The 14008-nt window shown below is 37.8% G+C and carries 16 protein-coding genes; 8 read left to right on the top strand and 8 right to left on the bottom strand.

All coding sequences use genetic code 11. From position 1 onward, the window contains the following. Positions 1-119 precede the first annotated feature (119 nt). Entirely contained in the window at positions 120-926 is an 807-nt protein-coding gene (locus tag SAZ04_RS04160; protein WP_332691937.1) for a YfkD famly protein, read from the top strand. A 131-nt stretch (positions 927-1057) separates the two neighbouring features. Here SAZ04_RS04160 and yfkAB read toward each other — a convergent pair whose 3' ends face one another. Further along, positions 1058-2167 (bottom strand): radical SAM/CxCxxxxC motif protein YfkAB, encoded by a 1110-nt coding sequence (gene yfkAB, locus SAZ04_RS04155; protein ID WP_431308961.1) that lies wholly within the window; start codon positions 2165-2167, stop codon positions 1058-1060. Between the two features lie 171 nt (positions 2168-2338). Here yfkAB and SAZ04_RS04150 point away from each other — a divergent pair, with 171 nt between their 5' ends. The 4 genes from SAZ04_RS04150 to pdaA all read left to right on the top strand — a co-directional run bounded on the left by SAZ04_RS04150 (position 2339) and on the right by pdaA (position 5998). Next, positions 2339-2527: an SE1561 family protein gene (locus SAZ04_RS04150; protein ID WP_332691509.1), complete on the top strand. Its 189-nt coding sequence runs from the start codon at positions 2339-2341 to the stop codon at positions 2525-2527. 12 nt (positions 2528-2539) lie between these two features. Then, on the top strand, positions 2540-3181 hold the full coding sequence (locus SAZ04_RS04145) for a histidine phosphatase family protein (protein ID WP_332691506.1): 642 nt from the start codon (positions 2540-2542) through the stop codon (positions 3179-3181). A gap of 193 nt (positions 3182-3374) precedes the next feature. After that, positions 3375-4919 carry a fumarate hydratase gene (locus SAZ04_RS04140; protein ID WP_431308954.1) on the top strand — a complete coding sequence of 515 codons (1545 nt, stop codon included), beginning with the start codon at positions 3375-3377 and terminating at the stop codon, positions 4917-4919. 275 nt (positions 4920-5194) lie between these two features. Further along, a complete protein-coding gene (gene pdaA / locus SAZ04_RS04135; protein WP_431308953.1) occupies positions 5195-5998 on the top strand; it encodes a delta-lactam-biosynthetic de-N-acetylase in 804 nt (267 codons plus the stop codon). A gap of 82 nt (positions 5999-6080) precedes the next feature. Here the strand turns inward: pdaA and SAZ04_RS04130 are convergent, their stop codons facing one another. Beyond that, entirely contained in the window at positions 6081-6443 is a 363-nt protein-coding gene (locus SAZ04_RS04130; RefSeq protein ID WP_332691504.1) for a GAF domain-containing protein, read from the bottom strand. Positions 6444-6572: 129 nt separating this feature from the next. Here SAZ04_RS04130 and rlmD point away from each other — a divergent pair, with 129 nt between their 5' ends. Together rlmD and SAZ04_RS04120 are read left to right on the top strand one after the other, a co-directional pair. Continuing rightward, positions 6573-7970 carry a 23S rRNA (uracil(1939)-C(5))-methyltransferase RlmD gene (gene rlmD / locus SAZ04_RS04125; protein ID WP_332691501.1) on the top strand — a complete coding sequence of 466 codons (1398 nt, stop codon included), beginning with the start codon at positions 6573-6575 and terminating at the stop codon, positions 7968-7970. Further along, a complete protein-coding gene (locus SAZ04_RS04120; protein WP_332691498.1) occupies positions 7967-8875 on the top strand; it encodes an alpha/beta hydrolase in 909 nt (302 codons plus the stop codon). The genes rlmD and SAZ04_RS04120 overlap by 4 nt, the downstream gene beginning before the upstream one ends. 54 nt (positions 8876-8929) lie before the next feature. Here the strand turns inward: SAZ04_RS04120 and SAZ04_RS04115 are convergent, their stop codons facing one another. Then, positions 8930-9190, bottom strand: a complete 261-nt coding sequence (locus SAZ04_RS04115; RefSeq protein WP_332691495.1) for a hypothetical protein — start codon at positions 9188-9190, stop codon at positions 8930-8932. 351 nt (positions 9191-9541) lie between these two features. Here SAZ04_RS04115 and SAZ04_RS04110 point away from each other — a divergent pair, with 351 nt between their 5' ends. After that, positions 9542-9838 carry a hypothetical protein gene (locus SAZ04_RS04110; RefSeq protein WP_332691493.1) on the top strand — a complete coding sequence of 99 codons (297 nt, stop codon included), beginning with the start codon at positions 9542-9544 and terminating at the stop codon, positions 9836-9838. Positions 9839-10018: 180 nt separating this feature from the next. Here the strand turns inward: SAZ04_RS04110 and SAZ04_RS04105 are convergent, their stop codons facing one another. The 5 genes from SAZ04_RS04105 to SAZ04_RS04085 form a co-directional block, all read right to left on the bottom strand. Further along, a complete protein-coding gene (locus tag SAZ04_RS04105; protein ID WP_332691490.1) occupies positions 10019-10411 on the bottom strand; it encodes an ectoine synthase in 393 nt (130 codons plus the stop codon). Positions 10412-10475: 64 nt separating this feature from the next. After that, positions 10476-11759, bottom strand: coding sequence for a diaminobutyrate--2-oxoglutarate transaminase (gene ectB, locus SAZ04_RS04100; protein WP_332691487.1), 1284 nt, complete (start codon positions 11757-11759; stop codon positions 10476-10478). Between the two features lie 75 nt (positions 11760-11834). Beyond that, positions 11835-12338 carry a diaminobutyrate acetyltransferase gene (gene ectA / locus SAZ04_RS04095; RefSeq protein ID WP_332691484.1) on the bottom strand — a complete coding sequence of 168 codons (504 nt, stop codon included), beginning with the start codon at positions 12336-12338 and terminating at the stop codon, positions 11835-11837. 331 nt (positions 12339-12669) lie between these two features. Continuing rightward, complete coding sequence (locus tag SAZ04_RS04090; protein WP_332691481.1) at positions 12670-12789, bottom strand: YfhE family protein; 120 nt, start codon at positions 12787-12789, stop codon at positions 12670-12672. Positions 12790-12852: 63 nt separating this feature from the next. After that, positions 12853-13404 carry a GNAT family N-acetyltransferase gene (locus SAZ04_RS04085; RefSeq protein WP_332691928.1) on the bottom strand — a complete coding sequence of 184 codons (552 nt, stop codon included), beginning with the start codon at positions 13402-13404 and terminating at the stop codon, positions 12853-12855. Between the last annotated feature and the right edge of the window lie 604 nt (positions 13405-14008).

Here is a 14008-nt window from a genome sequence, read left to right as displayed (position 1 = left end):
TTGATCCTTGGGAGAGTGTACTAGAAAAATTAAGGTTGCGGTCGGGATGGATAATTTTTGTTGGAACGATCAAACTAATGAACAACAATGTCCCTAATTGAAATGAGGAGGTTATTATGATGAAACGAGTGATCATAGTACTTATTACGATGTTCTTTTTAGCAACATCTGTACAAGTATTTGCAGAAGGAGATGGGAAAAAAGTTGAAGATAAAGAATTTAAAGTTCCTGATTCAGTTGTAAAGATTTCAAAAGAAAATACGTACACCAATCCTGCTCAAGATTTGCCTTATCTACAACCAAGTGCATTGGCAGAAGAGTTATTAGAAACAACTGATGTCCAAATAGAGAACCCAGATTTAGTTCGGATACTAAATGAATCAACGATAAATGATTCTAAATTAGCATTAGGTTTTAGAGCTTCCATTTATTTAGGGGAGTGGCCGTTGGCTTATGAATCAGAGGGAACCGAGGTGAACTGGGAGTATCAAAAAGTGAATACAAACTATACAGATAATCGTGGCGGACGTTCACCGCAAAAATTAACGTATTATCAAGAACAACAAAAGAAAGTGAGTGGGGGGTTAACGGCTAAGATTCCGAATAGTGAAGCAGTTAAAAAGATGATGATGATTAAAGCGACAGAGCATACCAATTTACCTTTATCGTTTGAAACCGTTATTGGTCAAGGAACGAAAAAAAATAATACTTATAACATAGCACCTAAACAAGTAGGTTATTTGCATAGTTACGTTCCTGCTGCTAATGAAAAAGGGAAAGTGACGTATGGCGAGGTCTATTTGACGTTTAAAGGAGGAAAGCGCAAGCTTGAGGTGAAAAATGTAACACAACAAGGAATTGGTGCATGGATCCCAGTCCAAGACCATCTTTCCTTTGCGTTTGTAGCGGCAAATCAACCCAAATAAGTGATGTTTTCTTATGAGGGTCTGAGCCCAACAAGTCAGCGCAATATATGGATGTTGACCTCTTATGGAGTATGAAGATCCCATATACTGTGCGGCTTGGGTGAGACCCTTGATTTGAGTCAACCTCTTTTTTAGATATTTGATTTGCGTTTGGTAAAGTCTAGATCTTTATAATAAGCTTCTTTTACAAGTACATTAGGACCTAAGCAGTTTACAGAAGGACAATGACAGTTTAAGGAATTAGCAAGGTCAGAATTCATCCATGTTGCATAAGCGTCTTCCAACTTCGTATTTCGAATATTTCCTAAAGCAGGGGTATCACCAAAGTCCGTTACAATAATGTTCCCATCAAATATATTCACATTAAGGCGGGAGCGTCCGTCTGGGTCGTTTCGAACGGTAACATTTAGCTCTGCCATAAGCCTTTTTTGTAAGAGAAGGTCTTCCATGTTTTCACTACAAGGATAAAAAGGAAGAGTACCAAATAGCATCCAAATATTCTTATTTCGTGAATCAAGTAGTCGGTGGATTCCTGAACGAATTTCTGCAAGAGATGCAACTTCTAGTTGGCTTGCAAAGTCGCTTGGATACATTGGATGAACTTCGTGTCGTTGACATCCCATTTCGACAATTTGATTATGGATTTTTTCAAGGTGAGGCAGTGTACGCTTATTAATCATTGTTTCGGCTGAAACAATCACACCTCGACTCGTTAGTATCTTTGCATTTTCAACCATTCGATTGAATAACTTTTCCCGTTGTGCAAAGCTAGGCTTTCGGTCCATCACGGCAAATCCAATCTCAGCAAAATCATCAACACTACCATAATTATGAGAAATGTGAAGAACATCTAAGTATGGAATGATTTTCTCATATCGCTTTAAATCAAGAGTTAAATTCGAATTAATTTGAGTGCGGACTCCTCTTTCATGAGCATATTTTAGGAGGGGGACAACATAATGATCAACTGAATACATGGAGAGCATCGGTTCTCCGCCTGTGATACTAAAGGAACGCAAAGTTGGAATTTCCTCTAATCTCTTAATAAGCAGGTCAAGGGGAAGAGGAACTGGGTCTTTCGGTTGCAATGTATACCCAACTGCGCAATGCTCACAACGCATATTACATAATGTTGTTGTTGTAAATTCAATATTTGTCAGTTGTAGTTTTCCAAACTCTTTTATATCTTCGTACGCTTCCCAAGGATCATAGGAAGGGGTTATTTTTGGATAAATGTCAATCACAAAGATCGTACTCCTTTTTTATCATTACTATTATTAATCATAACGTAAAAACCATTGTTTCAAAAGGGCTAGTTTCTTTGAAGGGTTTCGCTTCATTGTGGACGAAGATCAAATCTGTTACACTTTAAATATAAGAAGAAGACTTGTTAGCTAAAGGAGAGAACGTAATTGGGTGGAGCAATTCATGATAGAAAAGAACAAATGAACTACTTGCACAACAGACTTGATATGGTGATGAACGTTCTTGAAAGTATAAATCCAGAAGAAGCAGGAGTGGAAGAAATTGACCGCCTTCTCGCAATGTTAGATGACATTGAGACGAAGTGTAAACAATTCCGTTACGATTGGTCAGAATAAGGAGTTGAAATCATGAACTTGTACCTGATTCGACATGGTGAATCACTTGGGAATTTAACTGGTAAGATTCAAGGTTGTATGGACTATCCATTATCAGAATTGGGTAAACAACAAGTGAGGTCTGTCGCCCATTATTTAAAAGATGTTCAGCTTAATTATATCTATAGTAGTGATCTAACTAGGGCGTATGAAACGGCTAGGATAATTGGTAAATCAAAAAACCTTACAGTACACAAATGGGATAAAATAAGAGAAGTAAACCTTGGTCCAATGCAAGGGTTATCTCGAGCCGAAATATATGAAACCTATCCGATGACAATAGAAAGATCTATTTTAACCTCTGGAATTAAGGGGACGGAAACGACTGACCAACTAACAAAACGATGTCAATATGTAATCAGTCAATTGCAGCTGGCTCATGAGGCTGACCATGTCGCTATCGTATCTCATGGAGGGTTTATAAGTATTCTTCTCATGTATTTGTTAACAGGAAATCAGTGGCATGTGTTTCACCGACCGTTTCAAATAAGCAACACGAGTATTACACACATCGAATGGTCAAAAAAGCGCAAGAAACCCTTGATCCATTATACGAATCGAACTGAGCATTTAGAATCGCTAATCGATGATCAGGCTCAATTAGGTTTTCTCTAAAAATTACAACTGACTAAGGCGCTCTCTAATAATTTGTGAGTTGCGTCTTTTGTTGTTTGATATAAGCGAAAAAGTCTACTATTTCAACATTTTCTTGAACGCGCTTCCACTTTACTCTTTCGGAATTTTTAGACTAACATTATAATAGTAGTGGAAGAAATTTTGATTGTACGTAAAAAGGGAGATGGATGAATTGAAGAAATTAGAAGAAAGCATGTATCAACTAATTGTTGATACATCTACGAATCTACCAAATGATGTACGACGAGCTATTGCCGCTGCAAAAGAAAAAGAAAACGCAGGCACACGAGCTGCATTGTCACTATCAACCATTTCGGAAAATGTTAGTATGGCCGATGTGAATGTATCTCCAATCTGTCAAGATACTGGGATGCCGACTTTTGAAATCAAAGTCCCAGTTGGTGTAAACCAAATTGAAATAAAGAAAGCAATTTATCGAGCGATTGAAAAAGCAACAGCTGATACCAAGCTTCGTCCCAATTCAGTCGACTCGCTTACAGGGAAAAACTCAGGTAATAACTTAGGAGAAGGAACTCCAGTTATTCATTTTGAACAGTGGGAAAAAGATGTGATTGATGTGCGCCTTATTTTAAAAGGTGGGGGCTGTGAAAATAAAAATATCCAATACAGCCTGCCAACAGAATTAGAAGGTTTGGGACGAGCTGGACGTGATTTAGATGGAATTCGCAAATGTATTATGCATTCTGTTTATCAAGCTCAAGGTCAAGGCTGTAGTGCGGGCTTCATCGGAGTTGGTATTGGAGGAGACCGGACAACTAGTTATTCATTAGCAAAGGAACAGCTATTCCGTACGGTTGATGATGTAAATGAAAATGAAGAACTTCGTACTCTCGAAGATTATGTGTTAGAAAATGCGAATAAGCTTGGTATTGGAACAATGGGGTTTGGTGGCGAAGCAACGCTACTTGGCTGTAAAGTAGGTGCGATGAATCGTTTGCCAGCAAGCTTTTTTGTATCAGTCGCCTATAACTGTTGGGCATACCGCCGTTTAGGTGTGATCCTTGATCAAGACACAGGAGAAATTCAAGAGTGGCTTTACAAAGATGGCGAACAAATTGATTTAAACAAATCAGATAAGGAAATTTCAGATGCAGTTGAAGAGAAAAGTGAAGTTCGTGAAGTTGTTTTGCAAGCACCGATCACCGAAGATCAAATTCGTGAGCTAAAAGTTGGCGACGTTGTTATCATTAATGGAATGATGCATACAGGACGAGATGCGATTCACCACCATTTAATGGATCATGATGCACCAATTGATTTAAATGGTCAAGTTATTTATCACTGTGGTCCTGTTATGATGAAAGACGAGCAAGGGGAGTGGCACGTGAAGGCAGCTGGACCAACAACGAGTATTCGCGAGGAACCTTATCAAGGTGATATTATGAAGAAATTTGGTATTCGTGCTGTTATCGGAAAAGGTGGAATGGGACCTAAGACATTAAAAGCACTAGAAGAACATGGTGGTGTATACCTCAATGCAATTGGGGGAGCAGCACAATACTATGCAAACTGTATTAAGAAGGTAAAAGGTGTAGACTTAATGGAATTTGGAATTCCTGAAGCAATGTGGCATTTAGAAGTTGAGGGGTTTGCCGCGATTGTAACGATGGATTCTCATGGCAATAGCCTACACGCTGATGTTGATCAGTCATCACTTGAAAAGCTAGCGCAGTTTAAAGAGCCCGTTTTTAATTAAGACAGCAAAGAAGGAGTCGTTACTAGCGATTCCTTCTTTTTTTGAAACAAAAAATAAGTAGGATAACAGTAAAGGGATATATATGGATTACTAATCGTTTCAAAGAAAACAGGAAAACAAGAGGGCACTGAAAAAACAAAAAATGAGATCTTCTAAGAAGAGGAAATGGCACCGCACGTTGCGTTTAATACATTCTATAATATTAATCGGTCAACATACATAAACGATTTTCAAAAGTGATAAACTAACAAAAAAATGAGGGAGAATGATGCTTGATGCTAAAGAAAACAACAGTCGTAGCGACGCTCATTTTCGTAGCACTTATGGGATGCGTAACGCCTTTAGCTTCGGCTTACAGCAACACGACTCACAATTGGAGCTATAAGCCAGAAAAAGAAAACAAACCCGTTAGTACCGAACCTCTGTATTTAGAGTTGCTCGAGAAGACAAATGGTTTTTTCATCGGTGATACATCAAAAAAAGAACTTTATCTAACATTTGATAATGGGTATGAAAATGGCTATACGGCAAAAGTTCTAGATGTCCTAAAAGAAAAGGAGGTTCCAGCCACCTTTTTTGTAACGGGTCATTATTTAAATAATTCAACAGATTTGGTAAAACGAATGGTTGAGGAAGGACATATTGTGGGTAATCATTCTTGGCATCACCCAAGCTTGCCAGAAGTTGGGGACGGGCGTTTAATGAATGAATTAAACAATGTGAAAGAGCGTTTTACGGAAATTACAGGAGTGAAAGAAATGAATTACCTTCGTCCGCCAAGAGGACAATTTAGTGAACGTTCATTAGTTCTTTCAGATAAGCTAGGCTATACGAATGTTTTTTGGTCAATGGCTTATAAAGATTGGGAAGTAGATAAACAAAAGGGTGGAGAGTATGCCTACAATCAAATTATGAAACGAATTCACCCAGGTGCGATTATGTTAATCCATTCCGTATCAAGTGATAATGCCGAAGCGTTGCCTCGCGTAATTGAAGATGCGAGAAAGAAGGGCTACGAATTCAAAAGCTTAGATGATTTAATGTTTACAAAACAAACAGAAAGTTTACCATTTCCGTAATAATCGAAAGAAAAGGGTCTGACTCCTAGTGCAGAATATATACACTAGGATGGTCAGACCCTTTTTAACTGACTTACATATTTTAATTTGCAAAACTTTCTTGGCCAATTGCTGCAGCAATTGTTTCTAGCGTACTAACATCCGTTACATCAAATGCTATTGGTTGACGACTACGAACAACCATCATTCCAATTTCTTCTTTCATTGAATTTGTAATAGGGAATTTTAATTCTCCGTTGCATTCCCACTTAATGTCATCTTCAAAGGAAGAAGCAGCCACCAATTTATGATCTAAATTTTCATACATATAAATACCGACCCAATCAATATAAAGTACTTGTTCTACAAGGCTTTCAACAGTTTTATTGAATACCGACTGTAAACTTTCCCGCTTGTAGACGTGGGCCATAATTTGTAGTGATGCTACATCTGTAGGTATAGACAAAATAATCTCTCCTCTTTTTAAATCTCCTTGTCTATTTTAGCAGATATACAGCAACTTTCGGTCTAGTAAGTTTAGGAAGAAATGTGGGAACATGCTATAATAGGGGCGCAAATAAGGACGGAGTTGAATATGATGAAACAAAAACAAATAGAGAAAACAGTTAGTATGCAAATAGGCCAGCAATTTCCACTTACCATTAAACGTCTTGGGATTAATGGAGAAGGAGTAGGCTATTTTAAAAAGCAAGTCGTTTTTGTTCCTGGAGCTCTTCCAAATGAAGAGATTGTAGCAGAGGTGACGAAGGTAAATCCACGTTTTGCTGAAGCAAAAGTGGTGAAAATTCGTAAGCGTTCAAACGAGAGGATTGAGCCGCCATGTCCTGTCTATGCTGAGTGCGGGGGATGTCAGTTGCAGCATATGGATTATCAGGCAACGCTTCGAGAAAAACGAGATATTGTAAGACAAGCTTTTGAACGTCATACGAAGCTAAATATTAATCACATATCAATCCATCAAACCATCGGAATGGAAGATCCGTGGGATTATCGAAATAAAAGTCAGCTTCAAGTAGCTAAAAAAGGTGAAGACGTAATTGCTGGTCTTTATGCAATGAACTCCCATAAATTAATAGACCTTTCAGAGTGCAAGGTGCAACACAAAGCAACAAATAAGGTGACGCAAATCGTTAAACAAATATTAGCGGACCTTAATGTATCGATCTATAACGAACGAAAGCATAAAGGCATTGTAAGAACAATTGTGACACGTGTGGGATTTGCGACAGGACAAGTGCAAGTTGTTCTTGTTACAAAAGACGAAACACTACCTCGTAAAGAGGCAATTGTTGGGGAAATACAAAAACGACTACCAGAAGTTACATCAATTGTTCAAAATATAAATGGGCAGAAAACATCGGTCATTTTTGGGGATAAAACGGTTCATTTGGCTGGCGAAGAAGTGATCGAAGAAAAGCTTGGTGATCTCTCTTTTTCTTTATCTGCGCGTGCTTTTTTTCAATTAAATCCAACACAGACGATAAAGCTCTATAATGTTGTCAAAAAGGCTGCAAACTTAACAGGTCATGAAAAGGTTGTGGACGCCTATTGTGGGGTTGGAACGATAGGTTTATGGTTGGCAAGTGAAGCGGCTGAAGTGCGAGGGATGGATGTCATTGAAGCATCGATTGAAGATGCAAGGGTCAATGCGAAAAATCATGGGTATGATCACGTAACCTATGAAGTAGGAAAAGCTGAAACGTGGCTCCCACGTTGGAAAAAAGAAGGATGGAAGCCTGATGTTGTAGTTGTGGATCCCCCTAGGTCAGGCTGTGATGATACATTGCTTCAGACAATTATTGAAGTGAAACCAAAGCAATTGGTGTATGTTTCTTGTAATCCGTCTACGCTAGCGAAAGATGTGGATCGCTTATGTAAAAAAGGCTATAGAGTCAAATCAATCCAACCGGTTGATATGTTTCCATGGACATCACAGGTTGAAAGTGTGACAGAGCTTGTGAGAAAAGAATGATTTCACGAGCCATTAAAATGATTCAAGCTGAACGTCTTCCATTTGGGAAAGAATCTCTTCATATAAAAGTATATAAAGAGTTCTATGATTTATTGTTTCCAAATGGTGTTCACCGGTACGGATACATCGAGGCACTTGGTTATGATTTATTTGCTCAACAGTTTAATCCCCAAAAAAGCAGAGGAACGGTATTGTTACTGCATGGTTATCTTGATCATGCTGGATCATTAAGTAAGACGATTTCTTATTTACTCAAGCAGCAGTATGAAGTGATTTGCTATGATTTACCTGGGCATGGACTGTCTAGTGGGGAACGAATGACGATTAATCATTTTGAAGAATATATCGATACATTAAAAGTAGTGTATGATTCACTCGTATTATCGAAAACCGATTCGCTCCTTCTTGTTGCACATAGTACGGGTGCGATGATTGGACTTGAATTTGAAAAGCGAAACAAGGGTTCTTTTGCTAAAATAGCACTCATTGCTCCATTGTTTCGTCCGCATTTATGGCGAACTTCTCATGTAGGTCTAGTTGTAGCAAAACCATTCTTAAAGAAGTTCAAACGGATATTCTCACAAAATTCTAGTGAAGAGGCGTATCTTTCTTTTACAAAAGAGGACCCACTACAGGAAAAGGTCTTACCAGTAAGTTGGCTTCATGCTTTAGGTAGATGGTTGAAGGATGAACATGAAGAGGTACGAGAAGATCTCTCTTTTTTAATGATCCAAGGGCAGAACGATCGGACTGTTAATGGAACGTTTGGAATAAAAAAAGTAATTATGTTATATCCGAAAAGTATCATCATATTGATTGAAAATGGACGTCACCAGCTATTGAACGAATCAGAAGTGATAAAAGAGCAAACGTTCTTTATCTTACAAAAGTATTTTTCTGAATAAAGTTGAAAAGGGTCTGGCTCCAATTGTGTTGCAATTGGAGCCAGACCCTTTAAGTTAATTATCTACGTTTCGAGACTGCATATTCATTTGTTCAGCATGTCGATATGCATCTACCATTCCCCAAATCCACATGATTGGATAAGTGATGAAGCCAATAATAATGAACATGAGTAGTGCGTTAATAAATTGAATAATCATAAAGGCAATTCCCTTTCCTATTTGGCCATTGTATATTTGGCCAAGTCCGCACCAAAGAGCACTAAGAACTGCGGCTAGTCCTGCATTTTTTAAAGGTTGAGCAGGTTCTGTAGACATTGAGCATCCCTCCATATAATAGCTGTTACATTTAAGCGTATTATAAGAAAGGGTAATAAATGCGTTTTAATTTATTTTCATGAAAAGTTATAAATATTGTGAGTTGTTTCTTTTTCGCTAAGTAATTGAGAGCAGATTGCTTCTCCTAGACCTTTGGACATATAATAATGACATAATTCATATGAATCCACCAAAACTGGCTAAGTTCCCTTTAGTTAATCAGTAATTTAGGAGGTTTTCGTTGGAATTTGTCGAATTAAAATAGTTGTAGCATTAATTACATTTGTTAGTAACATGATTTTATTGCATACTTGTTCGTAAGATAGAGAAAGAGTGAAAAGGAGGGGAAAGATGAACCTGTATAAAGCCCATTTTGTTCACCCACATACTCAGGTGCCATTAATTGTTTATTTTAATCAGAGTAATGGACATGTCACCTTTGAAAAAGATAATGAAATACTCGAACTTTTGCTTAAGCTCCAAAAAGAATTAGCTCAAGATAAGCAATTTCTTGAGAATCTAAGCCAAGCTTCTCATATATGTGAAACTCAATATCCTGTGGAGTCTTTTCATGATGTGTATGAATTTTTGGAGACGCTTGGAGTTGAAAAAAATGATCTGACATTTCAACAATTGTATATTCATTAAAGAGGTAGTTCAAAAAGGCCGATTTTGCCCTTTTTGAACTACCTCGATCAATGCGTGCAGAGAGTGAAGCCATTGTAATCCTTTTAGAGAGATCAACTTTCAGTTAAAAGGAATAAACAAATAAAAGAACAGCTGACTTGATAATAAGTCAGCTGTTCTTTTTAAATCATGATTTTATAACTAGTCTTCATCAACAGGATAAACACCATTCTCATCATGTACTTCTCTACCTGTAATTGGTGGGTTAAATACACAAACCATACGCATATCGCCCTTTTCACTTGCGCGAAGTAGATGCTCATCATGTTTATCTAATACATAGATTTCATCTTTCTTAATAGGCCATACTTTACCATCTGCAAGAGTCTCGACTTCTCCTTCACCTTCAATACAATAAACAGATTCAAGGTGATTTTGGTACCAAATATGAGTTTCTGTACCAGCTTTAATAATTGTGTCGTGAACGGAATAACCCATCTCGTCCTTTTTTAATACAAGGCGACGGCTGACCCAAGTACCGCCATCTACTTCTTGATCTGTTCCAAGTACATCTGCTAGTTTAACTACTTTCATGTCTATTACCTCCAAGTATTATTACGAAAAATATTTGAGAGAGGAGTAACTAACTCCTCTTTTATTAAGATGTTACTAATTCTTTTGCTCCAAGAACAGCTTTCACACTGTCTTCAATGATTTCAAATCCTTTTTCTAAGCCCTCATTATCAATAGTAAGTGGTGGGAAGAGCTTAAAGACTTCATCTTTAGGACCAGATGTTTCCATAATTAATCCACGCTGAAATGCTTCTGCTGCAATTTGTCCTGATAACCCTTCGACATCAGACTTAATCCCAACCATGTATCCGCGACCGCGAGCCTTACCTTTTAATTCAGGGTATTCAGCAACAATTCTTTCAAGAAAATTGAAGATTTTCTTCGAATTTTCTTGAATATTCTTTTCAAAGTTTTCATCTTCCCAATATGATAGGGCAGCAGTTGCTGTAACAAAAGCATGATTGTTCCCACGGAAGGTACCGTTATGCTCACCTGGAGCCCAAATATCTAAGTCAGGACGAATTAATGTAATGGCAAATGGTATTCCATAACCACCAATTGATTTAGACATACATACGATATCAGGTTTAATTCCAGCTTTTTCAAAACTAAAGAATGTTCCAGTACGACCTACACCTGCTTGAACGTCATCAACGATAAGCAGAATGTCCCAACGCTTACAAATTTGATCTACGCGTTGTAACCACTCGAAACTTGCAGCATTAATACCGCCTTCACCTTGGACTGTCTCGAGGATCATTGCAGCAGGAATGTCAACTCCGCTACCTCCATCCTCTAGGAAACGCTCGAGATACTCCAGAGTGTCGAGGTTGTCATTAACAAAGCTATCATAAGGCATTGTCACAACATTTTGTAATGGAATTCCAGCACCTTTACGTTTAAAAGCATTACCAGTAACAGAAAGTGCCCCAATTGTCATACCATGGAAACCATTTGTGAAACTAATAATATCTGTACGTCCGGTAACTTTTCGTGCTAATTTTAAAGCACTTTCAACCGTATTTGTTCCAGTAGGACCGGGGAACATAATTTTATATTCTAAGTTTCTTGGTTTTAAGATAACTTCGTTAAATGTTGTTAAGAATTCTGCCTTCGGTGCTGTAGCCATATCAAGAGAATGTGTGATGCCGTCACTTAAGATATAATCGACTAACTTTGCTTTCATCATTGGGTCATTATGCCCATAATTGAGTGCTCCTGCACCTGAAAAGAAATCTAGATATTCTTTTCCTTTTTCATCCCACATTTTATATCCTTTTGCCTTTGTGAATACAGTAGGAAAACTACGGCAATAACTGCGTACTTCAGATTCAAGTTTTTCAAAAATTGTCATATCTGTTTGACTCATTATCTATTTCTCCTCCTATAATACCTATACTAGGTAATGTATTTTTGTTTGTTCGTCATATTTAGCCTTTTGTCGTTATTTAATCGGACCTACTCGGAAAGTAAGTTCTTTTTCATGACCATCTTCCGGGAAGAGATCTTCTGAAAAACAATCATGTACTTCACATTCGGTATCATAACTACGGGCTAAGCGACGGAATAGCGCTTGAGATGCTTCATTTGATGGAGTAACCGTAGCTTCAACATATTTTACCTCTGTGCAGCCATCTCGCTGCACGAGCTCTTCTAATAATTTTGAAGCTAATCCTTTTCCTCTTTGCGAAGAATGAACACCGATTTGCCAAACAAATACAACATCTTGTCGCTCTGGAGGAATAAAAGCAGTGACGAATCCAACAACTTGATCGTCTTCTTTCGCAACAACACATGTTTCAGCAAAAAACTCACACATCATAATATATTTGTAAGCAGAGTTTTGGTCGAGTGTCGACTCATTTACTAATTCCCACATTGCTGCTCCATCTTCAACAGTTGGTTTATCAAAGCAAACCGTATCTATTTTCTCAAGAGCAGGAGCCATTTGACTTTTAATGTTGGTGTCCCCCTTACATCAATATTTTGTTTACTTGTATAATCATAAGGGGAGTAGGAAAAGGACGCAACTTAGCTTAACAGGGATTAACTAGCATGAGGAACGCTTAGCTGTGATTAAGGTATGTGGGGGCAACCATTGCTGAAAATGCTTCTGAATGGTTAAGTTTTCTAACTAATTGAAATAGATAGATTGATCTTAAGCTTCAGAACCCTTATGGAATAGCGGTTTTGAAGCTTCGGGAAATGTGCAGATAAATAAAAAGAGAAAGATAAACCTTTAAAAAAGGCTTTCTTTCTCTTTTTAGGTCAGTGTATTCTTACGACTTACTCCTATTTGCTATGCGATCAGCTGCTTTAAACTCTGATCCGTAACGAACTTCTTGAGCCTTTCGTAATGTACTACGTTCTTCTTGAGCACGTCGTTTCTTACTTTCCATACTGATCACCACTTTCTATAAGATTAGTTTCAGTATGGTCAAAGTTGAATTATGTTAATCGTCTTAGGCTTCTTTAATTTCAAGAGAATCTTGTTGCGCTCTCATCAAGTGTAGATGGTATTGATCTTTTTCTATTTGGAATAGATTATAAACATCATTTGCAGCATTAAGTTGTTCATATACATCGCGTCTGAATTCGTTCGCAAGTGTGCAATAAGGCAATTTATTTGCAGCCATGTTGGAACGAATGTTTTCTTTTCGTATGCGCATAAATACAGTTTGAATATCACAAGAGAAAAAGAGTTCCTCAAAGAATGCGTCTTTTGCTGTCTTATTATAGCCTTTGCCAAAGTAAGGTTTTCCTATCCACGTTCCTAAAAAACCACTCTTATTCGAAATGTCAAACAAATTAATCGTGCCAATTGGTGCGCCCCACTCATCGACAATTGTGCGGGAGATGAGTTCGCCACGCTCTTCAGCTTCTATTGTCTGTTTTGTTAAGAACACAAATTCATCATATGAATGTGCCTTCTGACGAACAAATGGAAACACGGCCGGGTCCACTAATAATTCGAACAAAGCATGACAATCAGCGACGTCTCGTTTTTTTAAAATCACAAAAAGCCCTCCTCTTGATGAGGGCAGAGATGTCGCTCCACCCTCGAATTTAATAGTCGTTCATATCAAATTCGGGGTGGGAATCGAACCCACTAGAACCAGCATCGCTGGTGGCGCACCAATTGCCTTCCCAATGCTCATATAAATGTTTATAAAGCAGTATAGGGTATTCTAGCGTCCTTATATTAGGTGAACGATGTAATATGAGTGTAATACGCTCATTTACTCTTTAATACTCTTATATATTAAATGTTTTTTTCTGAAAAAGATACCTGTTTTTTATAAATTTTTCGTGAAAAAATCTCTCAAATTGTAAAGAGTAACGTTACGGTTTGAGGGTATCTTCTTAAGCTGACTGTAAGGTAGGAAATAAGTACGTCAGGTTTGTTAAAATTTATTAGATCAACGAAAGACGAGTTGAGTAGATGCGACTTTGAAGGTTTTTTTCTTTTCGCTTTGAGATCCATCTTCCTGAACGAATTGATTCCTCGGCAAGAATAAAAATTGGTTCGAGATTTCGAGATTTTCTACTGGAGTAGTATGTTCGTTGAGCTATTCGACATATTGAACGTGAGGTTTAGCTGGTTTGTTTGAGGTTTCT

The sequence above is a fragment of the Halalkalibacter lacteus genome, assembly GCF_036663595.1.
Taxonomy (GTDB): domain Bacteria; phylum Bacillota; class Bacilli; order Bacillales; family Bacillaceae_D; genus Halalkalibacter; species Halalkalibacter lacteus.
Note: the sequence above shows the minus strand (reverse complement) of the source record. Positions and strands in the feature narration are given on the sequence as shown.